Below are 24,674 nucleotides of genomic sequence, written 5' to 3' on the forward strand. Positions count from 1 at the left end.
AAATCTCTTGTAATAATTAAGCCTGTAATTCTGATAATGTGTTCCTTACTTTTACCTGGTAGCCTATGCCTGGTTTTACGTTCAATTCTTCCAGTACGTAGTAGGTACGTTCGCTCTTCAAAGCTTTAGAAACTTCAGAGTTAGGATCGTTCCTGTTACCGAAAACAATGGCGTTTGCAGAGCATGTTTGCTGGCAGGCAACCTTCACTTCACCATCGGCCAACGGGCGTTTCTCAATTTTAGCCTTCAATTTGCCGGCCTGGATACGTTGTACGCACATCGAACATTTTTCCATTACCCCACGGAAACGGGTGGTAACATCAGGGTTCAATACCAGTTGGGTGTGCTCGTTGCTCAGGTAGTTATCAAAGCGGCTATCGTTCCAGTAGTTGAACCAGTTGAAACGGCGCACTTTGTAAGGGCAGTTGTTTGCGCAGTAACGTGTACCTACGCAACGGTTGTATGCCATCATATTCAAACCTTCCGATGAGTGGGTGGTAGCTAGTACCGGGCACACAGTTTCGCAAGGTGCATGATCGCAATGCTGGCAAAGCATTGGCTGGTGAACAACGGTTACGTTATCAAAGTTCACCAATTTATCGATGTCTTTCTCTTTGGTAACCTTGCCGGTGCGGCCATCTGTTTTTGCATCACCGTTTTGCTCGTAGCTGTAATAACGGTCAATACGTATCCAGTGCATCTCGCGGCGGCGGCCAACTTCGTCTTTACCTACAACAGGGATGTTATTTTCTGCGCTACAAGCAACAACGCAAGCGCCGCAACCTGTACAGGCGTTAAGGTCGATAGCCATAACCCAGTCGTAAACCGGTTTATCGTGCGGGCTGTTCTCCCAAAGATCATAAAATCCTTCGTGCTCGCCTTCTTTACCACTGCCCGCAGCAGGGTCTTTTTGGTATTCTACAAGGGTAGCCTCGCGGATAACATTACGCCCCTCGAAAGAGTGGTGCGTTTGCGTTTGCGAAAGCGGGAATATAGTGCTGGTTTTTGTTACAGTTACTGCAGATACCGTTTGGAACGTACCACTAAGCAGGTTGTAGAAAGGATATGCGTTTTTACCAACATTGTTGCCTACTAAACCGGCAGCAGTACGGCCGTAACCAACAGCTACAGATATAGAACCAACGGCCTGGCCGGGCTGCGAAAGTACCGGCAGATCTACCGAGTATCCGTTAGCGCCTTTTATGGTGATTACCTGGAACTCATCAAGACCCATTTTCTTAACATCTGCAGGCGACATGGCCGCGAAGTTATCCCAGGTTACTTTAGAAACCGGATCTGGTAACTCCTGCAACCATGGGTTGTTGGCTTTCTTACCATCGCGCATGGCGGGGGTTTGATAAACCTGTAGCTCGAACCCACTATCGCCGGAGGCAGTAACCTTGCCGCTATTATTTATGATAGTTTGCGCTACGCCGCCCAGGCTCAATGTAAAGTTGTAGGTACCTGGGGCAACCGACGTTGCATTGATGAAGCCTTTTTGCAACAGGGCTTCCCAACCTTTTTGGCCGGATAAACCGCCTTTTTCTAACAGGTTTTTATCCCAATTGTTGCGCAGGTAGGTGTAGTAAGTCTTAACCGCATTATCGCTCCACACCAGCAGGCTTTCTTCGGCCTGGCGGGTGTTGTTAACCGGGTTGATGGTTGGCTGTACTATAGTATAGTAGCCTTCTACTGCGCTGTCATCGCCCCACGACTCGAGGTAGTGGTGGTTTGGCGCAACAACATCACAAAGGGCGGCGGTTTCGTCGGCCTTATCTGAGAAGGTTACTTTAAGGCGCACTTTTTTAAGAGCAGCCTCGATATCTTTAGCGATATAAAAATCGTAAGCAGGGTTAGAATCAAGGAAGAAAACCGCATCTACCGCGCCATTTTTGGCATCGGCAACAAACTGCAGCCAATCGGTATCGTTACCTGCGTATTGGCGTGATGGGTTATCCAAATCGATAGTAGAACCGTAGCTACCCAGCAACGAGTTGATGGCATTAACTACAGTTTGTACTGATACATCGTTAGAACCTGAAACCACTAACGCTTTCCCAGGACCGGCTTTTTGAAGCTCTTTAGCAGCCAGGATGATTGCTTTATCAGCGTTTGCGTTGGTCAGTTTTTTTGCACCAGGCAAAGCACCAGCCGGATTCAATGCATTGTAAAGGTTGATGATGGCCAGGCCGTCTTCAGATGGTTTGATAGGCAAGCGAACATCAGCGTTGGTGCCGGTAAGGCTCATCCCGCTTTCGAACTGGATGTGGCGAGACATGTCTTTCTTCTCTTCCAGCGCCTTGCTGTTCCTGTTTTGTACGTATTGGGTGGTGAATTCCTCGCCGGATATCCAGGTACCCAGGAAATCGGCACCGAAGCTCACGATAACCTTAGCGTTGGCAAAATTGTAGTGAGGCACTACCGCTTTACCGAAACTATTTTTGTTTGCCTGTATAATACCGGTGTACGATACAGCATCATAAGTAACATGGCTTGCGGTAGGGAATGCAGTAATAAAATCTGCGATTACCGCTAAAGTAGAAGGGCTATGTACGGTTGACGTAACCAGGCTTATCTTTTTACCACCTGCTTTGATGGCTGCAAGTTCGTCTTTAACGAATTTATCCAGCTGAGGCCAGCCTGTAGAAGTACCGTTAAGTACCGGGCCCTGCACACGGCTGTTATCATACAATTCAAGTACCGAAGCCTGCGCCTGTGCGCTTAAGCCGCCTTTTGATAAAAGGTCACCTGGGTTACCTTCTACCTTTATCGGCCTTCCCTCGCGGGTTTTAACCAATATCGCGCTGCCTTCGTAAGTTGAAGAATAGTAGTTGGCTATGCCCGGAGTAATTTCTTCGGGTTTTACCAGGTAAGGTATAGACTTGTGCACCGGCACCTTTTGGCAAGCTGCCAGGGTAACCGCGCCCACGCCAAAACCAAGCGCCTTCAGGAAGTCGCGGCGAGGCGTTTTTGCTGATAAACCGCCCCCGCTTAAAACTTCTTCAATTGGGATGGGCTCCGCAAACTCGTGTCTATTTTTCTCAACAAATTCTGGGGTTCTGTTTAGTTCCTCTAAACCTTTCCAGTATTTTTTATTGCTATCCATTTAAGTTATATAAACTGTAATGCTAAGTTCTAAATCCGTTTATTAATAGTGGCACTTTGCGCACTCAAGGCCACCTAACATGGCAGGCGTAACTTTCTCGCCTTTTTTAATCTTATCGTGTGCTGCGAGTATCTTGTCGTAGTAGCCGTTGCCTTTGCCGCTAATCTCGGTGCGTTTGTGGCACTGGATACACCATTTCATGGTAAGCGGAGAGTATTGGTAAACTTCCTGCATTTCCTGTATTTGGCCGTGGCATTTCTGGCACTCTATTTTACCAACTACCGTGTGTTGCGAGTGGTTAAAGTAAGCCAGATCGGGCAGATTGTGTACACGTACCCATTGAATTGGCTGAGCTTTGGTGCTATCGTATTTCTGGGTTTGCGGATCGTAACCCAGAGCATCGTAAATTTTGTGTATTTCCGGCGACTCGGTCTTAACGGCCTTGTGGCAGTTCATACAAACGTTTAACGATGGTATAGAAGCGTTCTTAGATTTAAATGCACCGGTGTGGCAGTACTGGCACTCAATCTTCATGGCACCTGCGTGCAGCTTGTGCGAGTATTTGATAGGCTGTACCGGCTGGTAACCCTGGTGCATGTTGGTGTTCCACATGGTAACCCAGCTCCAACTGCCCATGGCAATGGTACCGCAAAGCACTATAAAGAATACCAGTTTTTTGTTTTTAAGCGCCTTTTTAACAACGGCTAACTTATCGCCTTTTACTTTTTCTTCAACCTCTTCTTCGTCAACCAGCAGGCCGCTTTTATTAAGCAATAAACGCTCAAGAGTTGCAATAACCTTGTTAAGCACCAGTATCACGATGAACGCGATAACGATAACGCCTAACAGGCCAAATACTACCAGGTTGCTTGGGCCTTGCTCTGCTGCAACAGCACCGCCGGCGGCTGGCTTGGCTTTGTCTTCTTTCTGTTTTTTCCAGTCGGCGCGCACGTAAGCAATAACGTTTGCAACATCGGCATCGGTCAATTCCGCAAATACGGTCATACCTGCCTGATTGAACTCGTTATAAATTTTGAGTGCTTTCGGGTTTTTTGCGGCAATTAAGGCCTGGTTGTTCTGGATCCACTTGGTAAGGTAAGCATCGTCGGTTTCTGCTTCCAACTGCGGGCCAAGCGCCGGGCCTGTCATCCGGATATCAATCTTATGGCAGGCTGTACATTTGGCTTTAAATATCGCTTCGCCTTTGGCGGGGTCGGCCTGTGCATTTGCAGTTAATCCGCAAAGTGCTAAACCCGCAACCAGTAAAACCGACTTTGAGAACTGTTTAAGAATCAATGAGATATTTCTCATAAAGTGTATTTATGCTAAATAATTATGTAGTTAATGTGATAAACTGACGTAAAGAAGTATGTTTTACCCACTTTTTCAGCCACAAAAGTAAAATTTATTAAGGGATAGCTGACAAATTCCTGACAGTAATATCTAATTTATAATCGTTCTAAACAAATTAAAAAAGCCCTAAAACATGTGTAAAAAGGGCTTTTTTAACCATGGCTTAAAAAATTACCGCGCAATTATTTTTTGAATTTAATCCAAAAAATAGTTATTGTTTTAATATCCAGGCGAAAATGAGTGGTGCAACAATTGTCGCATCGCTCTCTACAATGAATTTCGGCGTGTTAATATCCAGCTTACCCCAGGTAATTTTCTCGTTAGGCACAGCACCCGAGTACGAGCCGTAAGAGGTGGTAGAATCGGAGATCTGGCAGAAGTAACTCCAGAAAGGGATTTCGGGCATCTCCATATCCTGGTAAAGCATCGGAACAACACATATCGGGAAATCGCCTGCTATACCTCCACCTATTTGGAAAAAGCCTATGCCTTTGCCGGTAGAGTTCTCCGGGTACCAGCCGGCCAGCCAGGCCATGTATTCGATGCCGCTTTTCATGGTGGTGGCTTTTACTTCGCCCTTGATAACGTATGAGGCGAAAATGTTACCCATGGTAGAGTCTTCCCATCCCGGTACAACTATAGGTAGGTTGGCTTCGGCGGCGGCCAGCATCCAGGAGTTTTTAGGGTCTATCTCGTAGTACTGCTCCAGCTCTCCGCTAAGCAATATCTTGTACATGTATTCGTGCGGGAAGTAACGCTCGCCGGCGGTATCGGCATCCTTCCAAATCTTGTAAATATGCTTCTGCAAACGGCGGAAGGCTTCTTCCTCGGGGATGCAGGTATCGGTTACGCGGTTGTAGTGGTTCTCCAGCAGGTCCCACTCGTCCTGCGGGCTCAGGTCGCGGTAGTTGGGTACGCGTTTATAGTGCGAGTGCGCCACCAGGTTCATGATATCCTCTTCCAGATTGGCACCTGTACAGCTGATAATGTCAATCTTTCCCTGGCGTATCATCTCGGCCAGCGAGATGCCCAGTTCGGCAGTGCTCATGGCCCCACCCAGGGTAACCATCATTTTACCGCCTTCAGTAAGGTGGGTTTCGTAGCCTTTGGCTGCATCCATTAATGCCGCTGCGTTAAAGTGCAGGTAATTCCTCTCGATAAATTGCGATATAGGGCCTCTTTCTGTGCTCATATTTTATTGATGCTGATTATGGCGCAAAAGTAGGTATTTTGACATTAACAGAATTTTAATTTGAAAATTGGATAAAACAAACGCTTAAGCTTTACCTTTAGCAACAAGCTACCTTATGAAAAAACTTATCCTTTTATTACTATTAACGGCTTTTTTGCAGCCTGCCCTGGCGCAGAACAGCTTCCTGCCGAAGTTTATCCGCAAGATGTATCTCGATAAGGATACCACCAAGAAGAGCAGTTTTGTGATACTGCCCGTATTAAGCACTGCTCCCGAAACCGGCGTAGAACTTGGCGGCGCAGGCCTCCTCTCCTTTTATACCGATACGGCGCATCGCGAAACCCGGGTATCGAACATATTCGCCTACGCTACCATCACTACCAAGGGGCAAAGCCGCTTTAGCCTGAGCACCAGCTACTGGGCCCCGCAAAATAAGTATCATTACATAGCAGCGGTATCGTACATCAACTTCCCTTTCGATTTTTACGGTACGGGCAACAATACCCTGAAAAGCAACGCCGACCGCCTTGGCCTGAAACGGTTTAAGGTGGCCACAAGCGCCGAGAAGAAATTGGGAAAGTATTTTTACATAGGCCTTGTTGCCGGCGGGTTTGATTACCGCTTTACGGATGCCGATAAAACCGGGGTATTCGAAACCGACCCAACCATTGAAGGCCGCCATGGCGGCACCACCTTATACGCGGGGCCAACGGTGATTTTTGATAGCCGCAACAATAATACTTACACCACCAAAGGCGCGGTTATCACCAGTTATCTGGATTTGATGAAAGGCATCGGCAGCAACAGCGATTACAGCGGCGGGCTGCTGAATGTGGAGTACGCCCAGTTCTTCCCGCTCGGCAAACATTTTGTTCTGGGTTTCAATATACAGGAACAAAGTTTGACGGGCCGCCAGTCACCCTTTTATTTGATGCCTGCACTGGGCAGCGACGAGATGATGCGCGGCTACTACAACGGCCGTTTCCGCGACCGCAACCTGCTTGCCGGACAGGCAGAATTGCGTTACCGTATCACTAACCGCGTTGGCATAGTAGGTTTCGTAGGCACCGGCCAGGTATGGAACAGCGAATTTAGCTTCAGCGAATTTAAACCAAATTACGGCGGCGGGCTACGCTATTTCTTCGATACGGAGAAAGGTTTGAGCATCCGTGTGGATTATGGCGTTGGCGAGAAACGAGCCAATGAGCCTAGGTTAAGCGGGCTTTATATTGGATTGGGAGAGGCGTTTTAGTAAGTTCATAGATGATAGTTCATGGTACATAGCGGCTTCCAAGCTTCGCCTATGAACTATCATCCATGAACCATGAACTATCTAAAATCTGATTATAAAATCTTCCTTCACCCGGCCGCTTTTAAAAAACACCAGGCCTATCCAAAATAGATCGACGGTAACAGTTACCTGCGGGTTGGCCTTTATTTGGGCCCAGGCTTGTTTCATGCCTTCGCTCCAGTAAATATCGTCGAATATAAGCATGGTATCTTCGTGCACTTTGGGCAGGCATTGCTCAAAGTAGTTAAGCGTAGCTACGCGCTGGTGGTTACCATCGATGTACACGAAATCCAATTTATCATGCTTGCCTAATACGCCTGCAAGGGTATCGTCGAAATTGCCGGTTACCAGTTTGATGTTGCGCAAGCCGGCATTGTTGAATACGCTTTGTGCCACCTTAGCGGTTTCGGGGCAGCCCTCCAGCGTATGCACCTTGGCATTGGGGGCGGCCTCGTGCAAGTACAAGGTAGTAATGCCAAGGCAGGTGCCCAATTCTACGATACTTTTGGGTTTGGTGAAGGCGGCAAGGCGGTAAAGTAACTGCGCCAGCTTGGGCGATTTAAGGGCATTTATGGTGATATCGCTTATCTTCTTCTGCCGGTTTTTGTTCACGCGCGAGCCTGCGCCGAGGTCGGTAACGGTGATAATGCGGTCGTCGATAAGTAGGTTATCGCGTTCTTTCTCTATTTTATCATAAGCGGGCTTGTGCTTATAATCGTAAATAACTTCGTCTACCAGTTTGTAAACGAATGGCGAATGCAAGCCATGACGGTTTTTTGACCTGAACCTGTGAAACAAGAAATCCTTAGCGAACGTTAGATTGAGCATCGGTTTATATGACGCAAAAGTATATAAACTTTAGTATTTTAGCGGATAGAGATATGATAAATCCTACAGAAGTAAACTCTTTAATTCGTCTGCTGGACGACCCGGATAACGAGATATACAGCCATGTGCATCAAAAGCTCCTCTCCTACGGCCCCGAGGCCATCGAATATCTGGAGAACGCCTTCGAACGGGCTTTCGACCCCATCCAGCAAGAGCGGATTGCTAATACGGTGCACGAGATACAATTCGGCACGGTAAAGAACGACCTGCAATTATGGTTCCATGGCGGCGCATTCGACCTTTTGCAGGGCATCCTCATCATAAACCGCTACCAATATCCCGATCTTGACGAGCAAAAAGTGATCAACCAGATAGAAGCCATCAAACGCGACGTATGGCTGCAGATGATGAACGAAGGTAGCCCGGTAGAGCAGGTAAAACTAATGAACCATGTCTTTTACAGCATCCACGGGTTTAGCGGCAACACCGGCAACCACCGCGACCCGCAGAATAGCTACATCAGCCAGGTTTTGGAAACCAAAAAAGGGAATCAGATATCGCTGGCCATTATCTACTCCATCATAGCCCAAAAGCTGGATATCCCCGTTTATGGCGTAAACCTGCCGCAGCACTTCATACTGGCTTATATGGACGAAAGCCAGGAAACCGAATTCGAGGGCGGCATATTGTTCTACATCAACGCATTCAACAAAGGCTTCATTTTCGGCAGGCGCGATGTGGACATGTTTTTGAAACAGCTTAACCTGAAATTCGACAAGCAATTTTACGAGCCCTGCTCCAATACCGATATCATCAAACGCGTGCTGCGCAACCTCATCAGCGCCTACGAACACGCCGGCGCATCAGAAAAAGTGGATGAGTTGAATGAATTGCTGGGGATACTGGAATAGCTTTTCAGAAACAAGAGTTAAGAATCAAGAATCAAGACAGAAAAAGATGATGTATTTTTTTTCCTGGTTCTCGTTTCGTACTTCCTTTATTCATCTTGGTTCTTGATTCTTGCCTCTTGATTCTCTTCCCTTCCTTCGTCCTGGCTCTTGATTCTTACCTCTTGCTTCTCATCCCTCTTCGTCCCACTTATCCCTGCTTTCGTCCCATTTACTTTCCTGATTTTTCAGCCGGGCTTATCTTGCGGCATAATTCTCTATCACTATGATCACCCGCATCAGAAAAACCGTCGACCTTAAAAAAATAGAGCTCTACGCCGCTGCCGGCATTTATGGCTTTATCCTACTGCTATTGCTTGCCCGTGTTGCCGAAAGCAACGTAAACGTAATATGGACGCCCTACCGGTATATGTTTGACGAGTATTACCTGCATTACTCCTACTCCAAATACTATTTCTTCCCGATGGTGGCGCGATACACCCTTTATTTCTTTTCATTCTTACTCTGGAATTTCGTCATCATCCCCTCGCTGATAGAAAAACGCAAAACCACCCTGATGATCGTATTGGCGGTAGCCTTATTTGGCGCGATATGGTTGTTTTGCGGTATTACCGATACCTGGCTGAAGGGCTACCTGTTTTACAAACACACACCGGAGTATGTAAATAACATCATTTTTAAAACAAATCTCATCTATGCCATATGGGTGATCATGATGCTTACGCTTTACAGCCTCATTAAGCATGCTGCCAATTACCTGCTCAACAATACCGACCGCATTCAGTCGGAATACAAGGTACTCACCCGTGATAGCATTATTGCTTTGGTGGTTTGGATGCTTTTGATCTTTGGATTATTGCTGATAGATACCAATATTGATGTGATCGCCCTGTTTTTTGTGACGATACCGGTGGCCATAGGCGTGTACGGGCTTTCTATCTATAGCCTTATACCCACTACACTTGCCAATAACAAACGGTTTTTAACTTATTGGTTAAAGGTGGTTTGGGTAACAACCGCGGTTTCAATACCTGTGCTGTTTATTTTGGCTGCAGCTTTACACAGGCACGAAGCTGTAGCCATTATAGCAGGTTTTAATGTAGGTTTCCAGCTTTTGGTGGTTGCGCCATTCTCGTGGATAACTTATAAACGCCGCCTGGCCGGCAAAGCCGAGATACTTAACCTAAAGACTGCACTTGGCACTTCCACAGCCAACCTCGATTTTTTGCGCTCGCAGATAAACCCGCACTTTTTGTTCAACGCCCTCAATACCTTGTACGGCACCGCCCTGCAGGAAAACGCCGACCGCACCGGCGAGGGCATACAGCGCCTGGGCGATATGATGCGCTTTATGCTGCAGGAAAACATGCACGAGAAAATACTGCTCACCCGCGAGATTGATTACCTCAACAACTACATCGCCCTGCAAAAACTACGTACGCAAACCTCGCCCGATATCCGGATAGAAGTACAGATTGAGGACCATATCCTGGGCTTGCAGATTGCCCCCATGCTGCTGATACCCTTTATAGAGAACGCCTTTAAGCATGGCATCAGCCTGCGCGAACCATCGCACATAAAAATTACCTTGCAAACAAAGGAGGATAAGCTGTACTTCGACGTGCACAACAGCATACACACCCGGCCTGATAACGACCCCGAAAAAGGCAAGAGCGGCATAGGACTGATAAACGTAAAACAACGGCTAAAGCTGCTTTACAACAACAAGCATGAGCTCATCATCCGCGAGAATGCAAGCGAATTTTTCATACATTTAACCATTAATCTGGCCTGATATTTTGATAACCGCAGTAGCTATAGACGACGAACCCCTGGCCCTTGGCGTAGTGCGCTCGCACGCGGCCAAGGTTCCGTTCGTAGATTTGAAAGCCGAATTTACCGATGCCTTTAAGGCCATGGAATACTTGCAACACAACCCCATCGACCTGCTGTTCCTGGATATCAAAATGCCCGATATTTCCGGCATCGACCTGCTTGCCTGCCTCAGCAAAAAACCGCTGGTAATATTCACCACCGCCTATACCGAGCACGCCGTTACCAGTTTTGAACTGGATGCCGTAGATTACCTGCTAAAACCCTTCTCGCTGGCGCGCTTTACCAAGGCCTGCAACAAGGCGTATGAACTGTACAACTTCCGCAATACCAAGGAGGATAAAAAGGATTACCTGTTCCTGAAAACGGGGTACGAGCAGGTAAAGGTAATGTTTGACGACATCTGCTACCTGGAAGCTACGGGCAACTACGTAAACTTTGAACTGAAGGATAAGCAACTCCTCTCCCGCATGACGATATCCGAAGTGGAGAACCTGCTGCCTGCCGACCAGTTCATCCGCATACACCGTTCGTTCATTGCCGCAGTAAACAAAGTGGAGAAAATAGAGCGGCACCAATTGGTAGTAAACGGGGCAGTATTACCGGTGGGGAGTAGTTATTACCAAAATTTGGCGGCGGTGAAATAAGTGCCCCTTAACCCCCTGAAAGGGGAACCGAAGTTTAAAATCGCAAATCAAAAAGCTCCCCCTTTAGGTGGTTGGGTGGCTAAAAAATCTCCATCTACAATCAAAAGCTTCACCCCATTTTTGGAGATAGACCGGTGCGAACTTGCATCATCAGAAACCACATAGCTCGTCCCCGCAGTTAGGCTGAATATCTCGCCACCTTCCATTTCGCTTTCGAACTCACCTTCCAGGCAATGCACAATGTGGCCTTTTTGGCACCAATGGTCGGCCAGGTAACCGGCGGAGTATTCTACCAGCCTTATGCGCAAACCCGGCAACTGCAGTACCCGCCAAAAGGATGTACCTGTTGTACCGGGGTGCTCTTCTTTAGGGATGCTGTCCCATTGGATGGTTTGGAATGGAATATTCATTATGCTTCTATATTGGGAAATTTTCGCTGAGTGTTTTAATAGTAGATAAAAACCTTTCAATATCTACCTTATAGCTCCAATTAGAAAACTTATTAAAACACGATACCGTTATTTCTCCATTCATTGGCCCGATAAAAATATCATCAATATCTGTACCGCGCATAGCGAACCTCAGACCATGTCGTTCGCGATAGTTATAAACTAAATCCAGCAGTTCGGCTTCTTCTTTGCTCTCCGAATCTAAATCCAAACCTTCGTAAAAATCATGCAAGCCTTCCGCGATTGATAATCCTGGCAAAAGGGCAGGGCACTCTTCCGCAAGTAAAAAGTTTTGATTTTTTAAAACCCAAGCAACAAATACCTTAACGTCCCATTGAGTATCAAATATTATCCTTTCAGATTCGCCATCGTCACCACATATTTCCAGTTGCGCCCGCGCCCATTGCTCAAAAACCGATGATGGTTCATTAGCATAGGGATGTCCAAGCATCTCCGTAGTGAGTTTCAGAAACATTTTATTTTTTCAACCACCCATTCGCTTCCATCCAGGCGGCGGCCCAATCGAACCATTTTTCTTTGGTAGTGGGGTTAGGCATACCAAAGCCGTGGCCGCCATTCTGGAACAGGTGCATCTCTACCTTAACTTTGGCGTTGGTTAGTGCCTCGTACATCATCAGGCTGTTCTCTACCGGAACTGCGCCATCATCCTGCGCGTGTATCAAAAAGGTTGGCGGCGTATTGGCGGTTACCTGCTTTTCGTTGGAGTAAAGGTCTAACATGGCTTGCGAAGGCGTTTTGCCGATAAGGTTTTCGCGCGAACCCACATGCCCCTTCGGCCCGAACGATATCACAGGGTATATCAGCATCATAAAATCCGGCCGAACGCTGATGTTGTCCGGGTTAGCTATCACCACCTTATCGAAATGCGTACCCGCGGTAGAAGCCAGGTGCCCTCCTGCCGAAAAGCCGATGATGCCGATGCGGTGAGGGTCTACTCCCCACCCGGCTGCGCCCTGCCTTACTATTTGTATCGCACGCTGCGCATCCTGTAGCGGGCCGATAGTTTTATCAACCATTATTTCATCTGATGGTAAGCGATATTTCACCAGAAAGGCCGTAACGCCAATGCTATTGAATGCTTTAGCAATTGCCATCCCTTCGTGGTTATTGGCCAGGCCACCATATCCCCCACCGGGGAAAATTACTATCGCAGCACCATTTGCTGTGCCTTTTTCGGGCAGGTAGGGCGTAATGGTGGGTATGCTTACCTTGGTTATCCAATTATTCGCGTCGGTTACTTCCACATAGCCCGCGGGTGTTGGCTTGGAATTGGGTACGCCCGTAGGGTATAAAGGCATAGGGCTTGGAGCCTGTGCAAAAGCTCCCATTGTTAAAATCGTCAAAACTGAGGCTGCTAAAAGAGTTTTCATAATTGGTTACTGAGTTACAATTATACCTTTTTCATTACAAACTTTTAGCCAGCGCGTTTTTTAACATTTCGCGGTTCTGCCGCGATATGGGCACCTTGGTTTTATCGGCCAGCAGCAGTGTACCACCATCCTCTTTTAAATAGCTTTTTACAAAGTACAGGTTAACCAAATGCGATTGATGCGTGCGTATAAACTGGTGAGGTTTTAAAATATCGGCAAATTCTTTAAGCGTTTTGCATACAAGCACCTGTTCGCCATTGTTGAGGTAAAACGTGGTATAGTTGTTCGATGCCTCGCACCTTACAATATCCGTAATTTTTACGTACATGATCTCGGTAAGGGTGTGCAGGGCTATTTTGGGCGTATCGTTTTGCCCCCCTTTAATGTACTGCAGCAGGTTTTCGATGCTTTGGTTTTGCTGCCTGCCGGCAATTTTGGGCCTGGCTTTCTCTATAGCCAATTTAAATTCATCAACGTCGATAGGTTTCAGCAAATAATCCAGGGCCGAAAATTTGATAGCCTGGATGCCATATTTATCATAAGCAGTGATAAAAATAACTTCAAAATCAATTTGATCAAAGGCCCGTAACACATCGAAGCCCGATTTACCAGGCATTTGTATATCTAAAAACAACAGATTGGGCCGATGTTCTTTTATGGCAGTAATGGCGTTATCAGCATCGTTTGCCACGGCTGTCACCACAATTTCGGGGAAGTGCATTTTGATGATCTGCTGCAGGTTTTCTACATTATTAGGCTCGTCATCAACAATAATGCTGCGTATATTCATCGGCATAAATTAAATCCAGTTGGTTAAACAAATGTTTACTACAGTCCCCGGGGCATTCTTTTGTATATGTAATGTTACGGGCTGCCCTTTAAACAACTGGCCCAGTAAAGCTATGCGTTCTTGGCTCAATTTCAATCCGTAGCCGCTATTTTCATCAGCGTTGGTTGCGCCTGTCCAGCTACCGTTATCCTTTATGGTAAAAACAAGGTCTTTTTGGTTGCGCGTAACCGATAGGCTAATCTCCCCGGCTTCTTTTAAAATTGCCACCCCGTGCTTAACCGCGTTTTCTACAAAGGGCTGCAACAGCATGGCAGGCACTTCTATGTTCGATTGATTTAAGTCATCGGCGGCTGTGATATGATATTTAAAGCCGAAGCGCAATTGCTCCATTTGCAAATAATCGTCCATCAGTTTTAGTTCTTCCTCCAGGCTAAGCAATTCTTCGCCACCGGTTGCAAGCACCTGCCGGGTAAGGCCGGCAAACTTAGCCAGGTAATGGTTGGCGCCGGCTATATCATTCTTATTGATTAGGTTTTGGATGGACGTTAACGCGTTGAACATAAAATGCGGGTTGAGCTGCGCGCGAATGGATTGCAATTTAAGCCCGGTTATCTGCTTTGCCTGTGCCGCTCTTAGCAGCTTTACCTGGTTGCGCCTGTAGTAGCCACCAAACAGCAGCCCTAAAACCACAACGGCCCCCACCACGTAGGGTAGGAGCTGTTTTAACGATGCCTTTTTATCTAAAACCGGATTTGGCAATATTTTAAGCTTGATATGCAATTGCTGATCCTGCAAGTTAAAACCTCCCGCACCCTGCGGGCGAATAATTATTTCATAATCTCCGGATGGGTAATTCGGAACGTCAAACTTAAACTCAGTTTCTAAACTGCTCCCTTGTGCTGAGGTAAAAAAATTGCTTTCCCCCTGTTCCTGCTTATACAAATTAACATTATAGGCTACAGCTTCGTGGTCCTTAAATAACAGGGTTATAGCGTTCACACTATCCGCAAAAAAACTGATCTCCGTTGGTGCGTGGGTAACGGTGTCGTACTTCATTTGATGGGGAGCTTGCATTTTCATCAATTCAACCCCGTAATTAGTATATGTTTTGCCGGCAGGCAGCGGCGGCTGAAATCTGATACTGGTAATAACCGGCCTGATGTTTTTACGCCAGTCGAAGATAACGCCGTCTCTAAGCTGGTAGTTTTTAACGTTTACAACTTCCACCAGTATCTGCTTATCTGGGTAATTGAAACTACCTATCAATCCATAAGGTTTTTCGGCCCCGTATTTTTGCTCCAGCCCCGGTATTTTAGACCAGTGCACCACCTCCACGCTATCATTTAGCACCACGCGATACCGGTAATCATCTATATTGCTTTTAGTGATGCCCAATGCAATCAGCACAGCATCCGACCCATCCGAAATCCTGAAAGCGGTATAGGTTTTAGAAAATGACTTTACCGGCGACAAAGCATAATCCATTAATGCAGGGTTTAATTTAACGCCCAGCATTATTGGTGTCTTCATGGTTTGATTGCTGTTTAACAACGGCTTATAGAATGCCGCCGCTAAACCCGAATCGTAAATAGAGAAACTTGAGGTGGTGTAACCCAGAGCACGCAAGGAATCTGATATAGCTAAATCAAATTTGATGCTACGCCCAAATGCGCCGGGTGGCAATTTTTGTGCTAAAGCTGCCGGAAGAAAGCCAATTAGTAAACTGCTTAATAATGTAAGAAAACGTTTTTTCATGATGTGTGTTTAAGTGTATAATTGATTACATCACAAAAGTGCGCTTGTGCAGCAGGCCCATCAATGCAGAACGAGTGTACGGCTGTTAGCATTTAGAATTTGGTAATTAAACAATAATAGCGACAGGTTTTTAAGGCCTATCGCTATCGTAAAGTATATTAAAAATGGCCGCTTTAGCTTTTTGGGCCGCCAAATTCCATCAGGTACGATTTCAGGAACTCGTTCAGGTCGCCATCCAATACGGCGGCGGCGTTAGAGGTTTCGTGGTCGGTACGCAGGTCTTTAACTAATTTGTAAGGGTGCAAAACGTAATTACGTATCTGCGAACCCCATTCAATTTTCTTTTTATTGCCCTCAACCGCGCTTGATGCTTCGGCGCGTTTGCGCATCTCTGCCTCGTACAGCTGCGATTTCAGCAAGCGGATAGCGTTCTCCTTGTTTTGCAATTGTGAGCGCGATTCCTGGTTTTTGATGATGATGCCCGATGGCTTGTGGTATAAACGCACGGCGGTTTCTACCTTATTTACGTTTTGTCCGCCTGCACCACCTGCACGGAAGGTTTCGAATTCGATGTCGGCATCCTTCACCTCTATTTCAATGGTATCATCAACCAGCGGGTACACATATACCGAAGCGAACGAGGTATGGCGCTTGGCGTTGGCATCAAACGGTGATACGCGCACCAGGCGGTGCACGCCATTCTCGCCTTTGAGGTATCCATAGGCAAAATCGCCTTCCAGTTGCAGGGTAACGGTTTTCACGCCGGCCACATCACCCGGTTGGTAATCCTGCTCGGTAACTTTATAGCCGTTCTTGTCGCCCCACATAATGTACATGCGCATCAGCATACCGGCCCAGTCGCAGCTTTCGGTGCCGCCGGCACCTGCGGTAATTTGCAATACGGCGTTAAACTGGTCTTCCTCGGCGCTAAGCATATTCTTGAATTCCAGCTCTTCTACTGCAGTAGTTGCAGCCTTATATTGCTCTAGCATTTCCGCTTCTGTGGCATCGCCTGCCTGGAAAAACTCGAACAAAACGCCCGTATCCTCCACTACCGCTACTACCTTTTGGAAAGCGTCGGTCCATATTTTTTTTGTTTTGATGGAAGCGAGGACCTTCTCCGCCTCTTTAGGATGGTCCCAAAAGTTTGGGCCAATGGTTATTTCCTGTTCCTTGTGCATCGCATCGAGTTTGGTATCGATGTCAAAGATGCCTCCTCAGGGAAGTTGTTCTATCCCTTAAATCCTGTAAGTTCTCTTTAGTCATACGCCAAAGATAGGTAAAGGAGTTTGAAAGTTGCAACGTTGGAAAGTTGGAACGTTCGAAGGTTGGGAAGTTTAAATGTTAGGAGGAATTGCCGGAAATGGAAAGGTTGGAGAGCTTTTAACCTCTCCAACCTTCAAACTTTTCAACCTTTAAACCTTACAACTCAATAATGTTGGGAGGAATTGCCGGAAATATAAAAGGTTGGAGAGCTTTTAACCTCTCCAACCTTAAAACTTTTCAACCTTAAAACCTTAAAACCTTAAAACCTTAAAACTCAATTACGCCATTTGCGTAAGCAACAGGCCCATATCGGCTACGTGGCCGCTTATTTTTGATAGCAAGGTATTGAGGGCAAACTCTTTATTTTGTTCAGTTTTGCTTTGGCGTATCAGCTCCAGCATTACCGGGCGGATGAGATCGTTGGAAATTTGTTTCGCATCGGCCGAACTGATATCGTAAAACTTATCCAGCTTTATGGCAAATTTATTTACGGCTTTATTGATAAGCGGGTTATCATAAACGCCTTCTATCTGGAAGTACTTAACCAGGTCTATCAGCTTCCCGCTTTCTATATGCGCCTTTATCACCTCTATTATCGAACTCGACGCGTCGTTCAAAACCGCATCACGGTATTTTTCGGCAATTAAAGGGTTGTTGGTAACAGCCGTCCCGGCGTTATTTTTTACGAGCAAAAACAGTTTTTCGAACATAAAAGCAAGTTTTTAGATAGCGTATTGATGATTTGGCGATAAATAAGCGATTAACTTATCAACAAAGCAAATATATCATTTATTTGTTTCCATTTTTAAAAATATTTATTAATTATGTTAAAATAATGACAATTAAACAGGTGTAAATGAAACACTAAGGCATAAATGTGCAAAAACGCAATAAATAACACCCTTTTGCCATAAATTTCATTTTAGTTTACTGCCGCAAAATTAACTTGCTACTTTTACCAAAAATTATTCCGCTATGCTACCAACTACCAATTTCACCGCCACCCAATCGTATAAATATTTAGCCGATCACTATATCGACATCGTATCAAAAAACCTGAAAGAACTTTTTGATACTGATGCAGAACGCTTTGAAAAATTCTCCTTACAGTTTGAGGATATCCTGGTCGATTATTCGAAAAACCGGATAGACGATGAAACCCTCGCGCTGTTGATACAACTGGCGCGCGAATGTGGCCTAAATGATGCAATTGCCGCCATGTTTTCTGGTCAACCTATAAACGTAACTGAAGGCCGCCCCGTTTTACACATTGCCCTGCGCAACCGCAGCAATACACCAATACTGGTGGAAGGGAAAGATGTTATGCCCGATGTAAACCGCGTACTGGCACAGATGGAAACCTTCAGCCATGCCATTATCAGCGGCGAATGGAAAGGCTACACCGGCAAGCCGATTACCGATGTGGTGAACATAGGCATCGGCGGATCTGATTTGGGCCCTGTAATGGTTACCGAGGCGCTTAAAGCCTACAAAAACCACCTCAACCTGCACTTCGTATCCAACGTGGATGCTACCCATATCGTAGAAACCCTGAAAACGGTAGATGCCGAAACCACGCTGTTCTTAATAGCTTCTAAGACGTTTACCACGCAGGAAACCATGGGCAACGCCCACAGCGCGCGCGATTGGTTTATTGCCAGCGGCGGTAAGGATGAGGATGTGGCGAAGCACTTTGCGGCGCTATCTACCAATAGCGAGGGCGTAGCTAAATTCGGTATCGATACCAAAAACATGTTCGAGTTTTGGGATTGGGTTGGCGGCCGCTACTCGCTTTGGAGCGCCATAGGCTTATCTATTTCGCTTAGCATCGGTTTCGATAATTTTATCGAATTGCTGGACGGCGCGCACGCCATGGATAATCATTTCAAAACAGCCTCGCTGGAAGAGAATATCCCGGCGATACTGGCCTTGGTGGGCATCTGGTACAATAACTTCTTCGAAGCCGAAACGCAGGCCATTTTGCCATACGACCAATACATGCACCGTTTTGCAGCATACTTCCAACAAGGGGATATGGAAAGTAACGGCAAACATGTAGACCGCACCGGCAAGCACGTAGATTACAGCACAGGCCCAATTATTTGGGGCGAACCGGGCACCAACGGCCAGCATGCCTTTTACCAGCTGATACACCAGGGCACCAAACTTATCCCTTGCGATTTTATTGCACCTGCACAATCGCATAACCCGCTTGGCGAGCACCACAAGATGCTACTCTCTAACTTCTTCGCCCAAACTGAGGCGCTGATGAACGGCAAGACCGAAGAGGTGGTTATAGATGAATTGAAGAAAGCCGGCAAATCGGAAGAAGAGATTGCCGAAATCGCACCATTTAAAGTATTTGAGGGTAACCGCCCTACCAACTCCATATTGGTTAAATTGATAACGCCAAGGGCATTAGGTTCGCTGATTGCCATGTACGAGCATAAGATATTCGTTCAGGGTATTATCTGGAACATCTACAGTTTCGACCAATGGGGCGTAGAGCTGGGCAAACAATTGGCCGGCAAGATATTGCCCGAGCTTAAAGGCGACGAAGAAATTACCTCGCACGATTCATCTACCAACGGTTTGATCAATCAGTATAAAGCCTGGAGGTAGGTGCCAGTGGGCAGTGGGCAGTGGGCAGTGGGCAGTGGGCAAGTCCTAAAGCATAAACATTGTTTTTAATTTAAAACTTATCTGCAAGCTGAACGGCCGACTGCTATCTGTTTATTGTATGCAAACTGCTAACCGCAAACAACTGACTGCAAACTGCCCACTGCTATCTGCAAACTGGCAACTGTTCACTCATACGGTGCAACCTTGGGGTCTGGGCCGTATTTGTTGGGGCCTGTCTGCCCTTTTGTACCCATGAGCCAGAAGATGTAAAAAGGGACAAACTGCCACCAGCCGCTTTTGCCAATATCGTGGCTGCGTTTTACGCCCTGCGCCAAAGCGAAATAAAGTATGGGCACGGCAATTGTTATCATGAAAATGTCGCCCCCGCGCCCGCCGTCCATGCCCCAGATAAAATAATAGGCAAAGAGATAAGCGAAGCAACTAACGCAATATTCGGCCCGGCGGATTCGGCCGTTTAACGAGAATGGGTTCTTGTGCATAGCAAATGTTCGGGGCTGGCTAATTTACAAATTTCCCGTTCTGCAAAAAAGCTACATACCATATTTGCCCTTACCACCGCCCGGGTGCTGGTAAGGCCCACCACCGGGGTAATTGGGGTAGTTATTGTCTTTAGGATTTTCGCCATATTGGTTGGGGCCAATGTTACCATCTGCCAAAAGCATCCAAAAAGAATAAAAGGGTATCAGTTGAAACCAACCGCTGTTGCCAAGATCATGGCAGCGTTTGGCCCCCTGCGCAAACCTGAACCAGGCCAGCGGGAAAAGCGCGAACAAGTACATCTCTTTGTGATGATCTTCGGCCTGAACAATGATAAAAACCAATCCGGCCAGATAAATCAGTACACTTAGGCCGTACTCCATGCGCCGGATGCGCCCATAAAAAACAAAAGGATTGGTAAACATATTGCGGTTTTGAATTAGGTTTGGCCAAATTACAAAAAATGCACCTGATTTTTTCACACCGGTCTATAACACATTAGCACCACCCCGGTATCAAAAACCTGCATGCCCGTAAACATCAGATTTGCCTGCATTTTGCTAAACAAAGGGCGGCCAACGCCTATAATCACCGGGTGCAGCCAAAGCCGGTATTCGTCAATCAAACCCAGCCTTGCCAATGCATCAACCAGCCTGCCGCTACCATACACGATGATGTTTTTACCGGGTCGGCGTTTAAGGGCCGCCACCTTATGGGCCAAATCACCATTAATCAATTCCGTATTGGGCCAGCAGCCCGTAGCGGCCAAGGTGCCCGATACGACCACCTTGGTATGGCCACGCATCATTTCCGCAAAATCCATGTCCTGCCTGGCACCGTACCCGTTACCGATGTCCGCCCGCCAATGTGGGGCCATGGCCAGGTAGGTTGTCCGCCCCAGCAAAATAGTACCCGCATCGGCCAGTTGCTGCGTAATTGCCAGCGCCATATCCTCGCTCCAATGGTTGTGGTGCCATTGCAGCCCGCCATCGGGCCCGGCCATGCAGCCGTTGAGGCTCAAATTCATCGATACGATCAGCTTTCGCATAGGTGCTTGGTAGTTATTCTAATCATACCCAAAGGTATAGCAGCCTTCCTTAGGCCCTAAGGTGAATAAATGACTTTTTAAGGGTGCTTTGCGACTTTAATTTATTATTCGATATGTCTTGCCTATATTGCATTATCAAACAAAGCCAGCGTTATGAAGCATGTATCCATCCTGATTACCAACGAAGCTGTTTTAGCAAGCATTGTAGACCCGCGTATTATATTCACCGGCGTAAACGATTTTTTGGAAGCAGCAGGCAATCCACCCATGTTTAAAGTGCAGCTGATTGGGCTGGCTCCGGAGGTGCGTCTGCATAACGGACTATTTTCGGTACATACCGATGCTGTGTTGAAAGAAGTGCCTAAAACCGACCTCATCATTATCCCCGCCATGGGCGGCGATATGGCTACGGCTATCAAAAAGAACGAAGATTTCATGCCCTGGATAATGCAGCAATACAGCCGCGGTGCCGAAGTGGCCAGCCTTTGCATTGGGGCTTTCCTGCTGGCCGCTACCGGTTTGCTTAAAGGCAAGGAGTGCAGCAGCCACTGGCGTTTTGCCGAGCAGTTCCGGGCCATGTTCCCTGATGTTACCCTGGTTGACGATAGGATAGTTACCGAGCAGCAGGGGCTTTACAGCAGCGGCGGAGCAACATCGTACTGGAACCTGCTTTTATATTTGGTGGAGAAGCACGCCGGGCGCGAGATGAGCATTATGGCCGCCAAGATGTTTGCTCTGGAGATCGACCGCAAGAGCCAGTCGCCATTTATTATGTTCAACGGGCAAAAAGGGCACGAGGACGAGCCGATAAAAAAAGCGCAGGAATTTATAGAAGCCAATATCACCGAACGTATTTCTGTTGAGGGCCTGGCCGATAAATACGCCATAGGCAAGCGACACTTTGAGCGCCGTTTTAAGAAAGCCACCAACAATACCCCTGTAGAATACATACAACGCGTAAAGATAGAAGCTGCCAAAAAACACCTGGAAAGCACCCGCAAAAACATCAACGAGGTGATGTACGATGTTGGCTATACCGATACCAAATCCTTCCGTACGGTGTTCAAGAAGATAACAGGCTTATCGCCGATAGAGTACCGGAATAAGTACAACAAAGTAGCCTAAGGCTGTAACTAAACGGGGTGCAGTTCGTATGCATGAAGCGGCGGCCGAATATGTGCAATAAATTATTTGCTAAAAAACACATATAAGCAGATATTTATCGCGGTAATGCTACCGTGACAATATGATGGTATTATTATATATTAGAGCGGTTTAATAATTTATTCCCCGGTTGAAAGCGTTTGTTGTCAAATATCAAATCCCATGCTTTATCGCGATAGCGTTTGCTATATCGTTACTGGTAGGCTTGCCGCTGAAGTTATTTGTGCTGAACGATTTGTTTGCCAATTCGGAACTGGGGCTGAATTACTTTTCTAAAACGGTGGTGGTTTTCGGCCCGGCTATGGCGGGCCTCATCGTCATCAGCATTACCGATGGTTCTGTTGGTATTAAGGCATACTTTGCTAAACTAACCCCCCATATCGATCATATCATCTGGTGGATTTCCCTCCCACTGGCTGGCATCATTGTAACATTGCTGGCATTTATAATGGGAGGCTTTTCGCCCGGGCAACTGATAGAGTACGTACTGGCTGTTAGCCCTATGCTGTTGCTGATGCACATAGGCAGTGCCTGCCTGGTATTAGGCCTTGGCGAGGAATTGGGCTGGCGCGGATGGCTACTGCCTAAACTGGCCGAGGGCCGCCCGTTAAAAATTGCCATGCTGATGGTGTTTGCCATATGGGCGCTATGGCACCTGCCCCTATTTTTTAGCGGATGGCGCATAGTCCTGCCCTTCATTATAATCGTTTTTGCGCTTTCGGTAATCTTTACCTGGTTGTGGGACAGGGTTGGCGGCAACGTATTCGTACTGGTTATTGCCCATGCGTCGGTAGATTTCCCGCAAGCATTCTTTGAGAGCCGGGTAGGCGCGGGGCACGAGGCCCAGATACAAAATGCCTGGGCTGTGCTGGCGCTGGTGTATTTTATTATTGCCGTCGGTGTTTACCTATTAGGCAGGCAACATCTGAATGTTGTACTGGAGCAACCTAACGAACGGCTGTTGCCCGGCGAGATAAAGGAAAAAGAAGCCGGGGAAGCGGAGGCCTAGGTAACCCTGAATTAGGCTAGCCATGCACTAAGTCTTGTCCAATTCGAAAGATATAGAATTCACACAAAAAAGTTTGCCAAAATACGCCGCATAATTGCCAAAAAATCATCAAAAGTCTGCGTTTTTCTGCAAATTTCTGCGTTTTTCGAAAGCAGCAAAACGGCTGAAACTGGCCAAAAACGGGTCAATCTTGTCCAGTTTTTTCCAACTTTTCGCAACATTTTACAGCTGAATTTCCAATAAATTCTAATTGAAAAAACTGATAGAAAGCAGCGCCGCTGTCGCAAGCCTCCTGACTTGTGGCCACTTAGCAGAGCGGGTTTGCATTTCGCGCTATGCATGGTTCGCTTAGTGGCTACCTTGCATGCGGGCCACAAGCCGGGAGGCTCGCGGCAGCAAAAAGGAATAAAGCCAGCTGGCAACTACTTTTTCACAAACTTTACCTGGAACAGCTTATCCCATTTTTTGCCGGTTACGAATATGCGGCCTGTGGCTTTATCGTAGGCTATCCCGTTGAATACATCGGCTTCCTTGTTGCGCTGGGCTTCGGGGTAAAGGGCTTTCATGTCTATCTTTTGCAGTACGGCACCGGTTTTGGGGTCTATCACCAGTATGTTATCGGTTTGGTACACGTTGGCGTATAGCTTACCATCTATCATTTCCAGCTCGTTTACTTCGTTTATGGCACCTTTGTCATCGTAAACGTCAATAAAACCGGTTTGGCGGTAGGTATCCTTATCTAAAAAGAATATGCGGTTGGTTTTATCGTCCATATACAGCTTCTTGCCGTCGAAGGTCATCCCCCAGCCTTCAATACCTACATTGTTATCGAAGGTGCTGAGCAATTTAAAGGTGTCCTTGTCATAAACGAAACCCTTCTTTTCGAGGTAGGTAAGCTGGATAAGCTTATTGCCCACGATGGAAATACCCTCAGCAAAAACTTTGGGGTCTATCATAATCATGCGCTCGGCCTTGCCGGTTGTCAGGTTTACTTTTTTCAGGCGCGATTGGCTTTCTTTGGTTTGTCCCGGCGGAGGGTCCAGGTAACCGCCGCCACTTTCGTACAGTGCACCATCCTGGTACAGCAGGCCCTCGGTATAAGTTGACGTATCATGCGGGAAAACCTTCTCTACTTTAAAGGTGAGTTCCTCGGGTGCTTTGGCGGCCAGCAATACAATGTTGGTGGTCACCTCGTCGGCCTTGCCGGCCTGGTATATTTTGGCGGTTATTACGCGTGCACCTAGTACCAACGTATCGGTTTTGATGGTTAATACCGATGAATCTTTTACCGAGCCGAGCCTTTGGGCCTCCAGCATATACACTACCGAATCGGGCTTAACCGTGGCGGGGTATTTTACGCTGAAGCTTACCGCATCGCCGGATTTGTAGGTAGTACCCGCTTCCGGACTAATCGTAATATCGGCGGCGCTATCGTCTTTATTTTTACAGCTGTTAAAGCCTATAGTTAACAGTATAATTCCGGCCAGGGCAGCGGCGCCGGAATAGATAATCCTTTTATTCATA

At 46.9% G+C, this 24,674-nt stretch carries 22 protein-coding genes; 7 read left to right on the forward strand and 15 right to left on the reverse strand.

The genetic code is table 11. The features are described 5' to 3' along the window. Window positions 1-16: 16 nt before the first annotated feature. From AC1DXC_RS17750 to AC1DXC_RS17760, 3 genes are all read right to left on the reverse strand, one after another. The gene (locus tag AC1DXC_RS17750; RefSeq protein ID WP_477460510.1) at window positions 17-3,106 is read right to left on the reverse strand and encodes a TAT-variant-translocated molybdopterin oxidoreductase; all 3,090 of its coding nucleotides are present in this window, start codon (window positions 3,104-3,106) and stop codon (window positions 17-19) included. A 42-nt stretch (window positions 3,107-3,148) separates the two neighbouring features. Next, on the reverse strand, window positions 3,149-4,417 hold the full coding sequence (locus tag AC1DXC_RS17755; RefSeq protein WP_477460511.1) for a c-type cytochrome: 1,269 nt from the start codon (window positions 4,415-4,417) through the stop codon (window positions 3,149-3,151). 253 nt (window positions 4,418-4,670) lie between these two features. After that, entirely contained in the window at window positions 4,671-5,651 is a 981-nt protein-coding gene (locus AC1DXC_RS17760; protein ID WP_477460512.1) for a deoxyhypusine synthase family protein, read from the reverse strand. Between the two features lie 115 nt (window positions 5,652-5,766). Between AC1DXC_RS17760 and AC1DXC_RS17765 the strand changes: the two genes are divergently transcribed. Next, on the forward strand, window positions 5,767-6,903 hold the full coding sequence (locus AC1DXC_RS17765; RefSeq protein WP_477460513.1) for a BamA/TamA family outer membrane protein: 1,137 nt from the start codon (window positions 5,767-5,769) through the stop codon (window positions 6,901-6,903). An 81-nt stretch (window positions 6,904-6,984) separates the two neighbouring features. Here the strand turns inward: AC1DXC_RS17765 and AC1DXC_RS17770 are convergent, their stop codons facing one another. Then, window positions 6,985-7,770 (reverse strand): O-methyltransferase, encoded by a 786-nt coding sequence (locus tag AC1DXC_RS17770; protein ID WP_477460514.1) that lies wholly within the window; start codon window positions 7,768-7,770, stop codon window positions 6,985-6,987. A 53-nt stretch (window positions 7,771-7,823) separates the two neighbouring features. Here AC1DXC_RS17770 and AC1DXC_RS17775 point away from each other — a divergent pair, with 53 nt between their 5' ends. From AC1DXC_RS17775 to AC1DXC_RS17785, 3 genes are all read left to right on the forward strand, one after another. Then, window positions 7,824-8,681 (forward strand): transglutaminase-like domain-containing protein, encoded by an 858-nt coding sequence (locus tag AC1DXC_RS17775; RefSeq protein WP_477460515.1) that lies wholly within the window; start codon window positions 7,824-7,826, stop codon window positions 8,679-8,681. A 262-nt stretch (window positions 8,682-8,943) separates the two neighbouring features. Continuing rightward, a complete protein-coding gene (locus AC1DXC_RS17780) occupies window positions 8,944-10,473 on the forward strand; it encodes a sensor histidine kinase (protein WP_477460516.1) in 1,530 nt (509 codons plus the stop codon). 4 nt (window positions 10,474-10,477) lie between these two features. Beyond that, complete coding sequence (locus tag AC1DXC_RS17785; RefSeq protein ID WP_477460517.1) at window positions 10,478-11,158, forward strand: LytR/AlgR family response regulator transcription factor; 681 nt, start codon at window positions 10,478-10,480, stop codon at window positions 11,156-11,158. A 47-nt stretch (window positions 11,159-11,205) separates the two neighbouring features. Here the strand turns inward: AC1DXC_RS17785 and AC1DXC_RS17790 are convergent, their stop codons facing one another. From AC1DXC_RS17790 to AC1DXC_RS17820, 7 genes are all read right to left on the reverse strand, one after another. Next, complete coding sequence (locus AC1DXC_RS17790) at window positions 11,206-11,568, reverse strand: DHCW motif cupin fold protein (RefSeq protein ID WP_477460518.1); 363 nt, start codon at window positions 11,566-11,568, stop codon at window positions 11,206-11,208. Window positions 11,569-11,575: 7 nt separating this feature from the next. Then, window positions 11,576-12,082: a hypothetical protein gene (locus tag AC1DXC_RS17795; RefSeq protein WP_477460519.1), complete on the reverse strand. Its 507-nt coding sequence runs from the start codon at window positions 12,080-12,082 to the stop codon at window positions 11,576-11,578. 1 nt (window position 12,083) lies between these two features. Then, window positions 12,084-12,926 carry an alpha/beta hydrolase gene (locus tag AC1DXC_RS17800; RefSeq protein WP_477460520.1) on the reverse strand — a complete coding sequence of 281 codons (843 nt, stop codon included), beginning with the start codon at window positions 12,924-12,926 and terminating at the stop codon, window positions 12,084-12,086. Window positions 12,927-13,032: 106 nt separating this feature from the next. After that, the gene (locus AC1DXC_RS17805) at window positions 13,033-13,794 is read right to left on the reverse strand and encodes a LytR/AlgR family response regulator transcription factor (protein ID WP_477460521.1); all 762 of its coding nucleotides are present in this window, start codon (window positions 13,792-13,794) and stop codon (window positions 13,033-13,035) included. Between the two features lie 3 nt (window positions 13,795-13,797). Then, window positions 13,798-15,543, reverse strand: coding sequence for a sensor histidine kinase (locus tag AC1DXC_RS17810; RefSeq protein ID WP_477460522.1), 1,746 nt, complete (start codon window positions 15,541-15,543; stop codon window positions 13,798-13,800). A gap of 173 nt (window positions 15,544-15,716) precedes the next feature. Continuing rightward, window positions 15,717-16,809, reverse strand: a protein-coding gene (gene prfB, locus AC1DXC_RS17815; RefSeq protein WP_477460523.1) for a peptide chain release factor 2 whose coding sequence is annotated in 2 segments (ribosomal slippage) — window positions 15,717-16,748 and window positions 16,750-16,809 — 1,092 coding nt in all. Because the reading frame shifts where the segments join, the coding sequence is not laid out codon by codon here. A 278-nt stretch (window positions 16,810-17,087) separates the two neighbouring features. Beyond that, window positions 17,088-17,519: a hypothetical protein gene (locus AC1DXC_RS17820; RefSeq protein WP_477460524.1), complete on the reverse strand. Its 432-nt coding sequence runs from the start codon at window positions 17,517-17,519 to the stop codon at window positions 17,088-17,090. A gap of 265 nt (window positions 17,520-17,784) precedes the next feature. Between AC1DXC_RS17820 and pgi the strand changes: the two genes are divergently transcribed. Beyond that, a complete protein-coding gene (gene pgi, locus AC1DXC_RS17825; protein WP_477460525.1) occupies window positions 17,785-19,431 on the forward strand; it encodes a glucose-6-phosphate isomerase in 1,647 nt (548 codons plus the stop codon). Window positions 19,432-19,616: 185 nt separating this feature from the next. Here the strand turns inward: pgi and AC1DXC_RS17830 are convergent, their stop codons facing one another. Genes AC1DXC_RS17830 through AC1DXC_RS17840 form a run of 3 tightly spaced genes read right to left on the reverse strand, consistent with a single transcriptional unit; the run spans window position 19,617 to window position 20,977 of the window. Next, entirely contained in the window at window positions 19,617-19,931 is a 315-nt protein-coding gene (locus AC1DXC_RS17830; RefSeq protein ID WP_477460526.1) for a DUF805 domain-containing protein, read from the reverse strand. A 51-nt stretch (window positions 19,932-19,982) separates the two neighbouring features. Continuing rightward, window positions 19,983-20,354: a DUF805 domain-containing protein gene (locus tag AC1DXC_RS17835; protein WP_477460527.1), complete on the reverse strand. Its 372-nt coding sequence runs from the start codon at window positions 20,352-20,354 to the stop codon at window positions 19,983-19,985. A 53-nt stretch (window positions 20,355-20,407) separates the two neighbouring features. Then, window positions 20,408-20,977 (reverse strand): dihydrofolate reductase family protein, encoded by a 570-nt coding sequence (locus AC1DXC_RS17840; RefSeq protein WP_477460528.1) that lies wholly within the window; start codon window positions 20,975-20,977, stop codon window positions 20,408-20,410. 153 nt (window positions 20,978-21,130) lie between these two features. Here AC1DXC_RS17840 and AC1DXC_RS17845 point away from each other — a divergent pair, with 153 nt between their 5' ends. Together AC1DXC_RS17845 and AC1DXC_RS17850 are read left to right on the forward strand one after the other, a co-directional pair. Further along, a complete protein-coding gene (locus AC1DXC_RS17845) occupies window positions 21,131-22,102 on the forward strand; it encodes a GlxA family transcriptional regulator (protein ID WP_477460529.1) in 972 nt (323 codons plus the stop codon). Between the two features lie 169 nt (window positions 22,103-22,271). Then, complete coding sequence (locus AC1DXC_RS17850) at window positions 22,272-23,150, forward strand: CPBP family intramembrane glutamic endopeptidase (protein WP_477460530.1); 879 nt, start codon at window positions 22,272-22,274, stop codon at window positions 23,148-23,150. A gap of 422 nt (window positions 23,151-23,572) precedes the next feature. Here AC1DXC_RS17850 and AC1DXC_RS17855 read toward each other — a convergent pair whose 3' ends face one another. Continuing rightward, window positions 23,573-24,673 carry a glutaminyl-peptide cyclotransferase gene (locus AC1DXC_RS17855; protein ID WP_477460531.1) on the reverse strand — a complete coding sequence of 367 codons (1,101 nt, stop codon included), beginning with the start codon at window positions 24,671-24,673 and terminating at the stop codon, window positions 23,573-23,575. Window position 24,674 lies beyond the last annotated feature (1 nt).

Source organism: Mucilaginibacter sp. P2_D11 (assembly GCF_056404435.1).

Coding starts and splice junctions, on each gene's coding strand:
- AC1DXC_RS17765 (WP_477460513.1), top strand. CDS start 5,767: ATGAAAAAACTTATCCTTTTATTACTATTAACGGCTTTTTTGCAGCCT.
- pgi (WP_477460525.1), top strand. CDS start 17,785: ATGCTACCAACTACCAATTTCACCGCCACCCAATCGTATAAATATTTA.
- AC1DXC_RS17790 (WP_477460518.1), bottom strand. CDS start 11,568: ATGAATATTCCATTCCAAACCATCCAATGGGACAGCATCCCTAAAGAA.
- AC1DXC_RS17805 (WP_477460521.1), bottom strand. CDS start 13,794: ATGCCGATGAATATACGCAGCATTATTGTTGATGACGAGCCTAATAAT.
- AC1DXC_RS17770 (WP_477460514.1), bottom strand. CDS start 7,770: ATGCTCAATCTAACGTTCGCTAAGGATTTCTTGTTTCACAGGTTCAGG.
- AC1DXC_RS17755 (WP_477460511.1), bottom strand. CDS start 4,417: ATGAGAAATATCTCATTGATTCTTAAACAGTTCTCAAAGTCGGTTTTA.
- AC1DXC_RS17830 (WP_477460526.1), bottom strand. CDS start 19,931: ATGCACAAGAACCCATTCTCGTTAAACGGCCGAATCCGCCGGGCCGAA.
- AC1DXC_RS17840 (WP_477460528.1), bottom strand. CDS start 20,977: ATGCGAAAGCTGATCGTATCGATGAATTTGAGCCTCAACGGCTGCATG.
- AC1DXC_RS17820 (WP_477460524.1), bottom strand. CDS start 17,519: ATGTTCGAAAAACTGTTTTTGCTCGTAAAAAATAACGCCGGGACGGCT.
- AC1DXC_RS17780 (WP_477460516.1), top strand. CDS start 8,944: ATGATCACCCGCATCAGAAAAACCGTCGACCTTAAAAAAATAGAGCTC.
- AC1DXC_RS17795 (WP_477460519.1), bottom strand. CDS start 12,082: ATGTTTCTGAAACTCACTACGGAGATGCTTGGACATCCCTATGCTAAT.
- AC1DXC_RS17835 (WP_477460527.1), bottom strand. CDS start 20,354: ATGTTTACCAATCCTTTTGTTTTTTATGGGCGCATCCGGCGCATGGAG.
- AC1DXC_RS17845 (WP_477460529.1), top strand. CDS start 21,131: ATGAAGCATGTATCCATCCTGATTACCAACGAAGCTGTTTTAGCAAGC.
- AC1DXC_RS17810 (WP_477460522.1), bottom strand. CDS start 15,543: ATGAAAAAACGTTTTCTTACATTATTAAGCAGTTTACTAATTGGCTTT.
- AC1DXC_RS17800 (WP_477460520.1), bottom strand. CDS start 12,926: ATGCCTTTATACCCTACGGGCGTACCCAATTCCAAGCCAACACCCGCG.
- AC1DXC_RS17855 (WP_477460531.1), bottom strand. CDS start 24,673: ATGAATAAAAGGATTATCTATTCCGGCGCCGCTGCCCTGGCCGGAATT.
- AC1DXC_RS17760 (WP_477460512.1), bottom strand. CDS start 5,651: ATGAGCACAGAAAGAGGCCCTATATCGCAATTTATCGAGAGGAATTAC.
- AC1DXC_RS17750 (WP_477460510.1), bottom strand. CDS start 3,106: ATGGATAGCAATAAAAAATACTGGAAAGGTTTAGAGGAACTAAACAGA.
- AC1DXC_RS17775 (WP_477460515.1), top strand. CDS start 7,824: ATGATAAATCCTACAGAAGTAAACTCTTTAATTCGTCTGCTGGACGAC.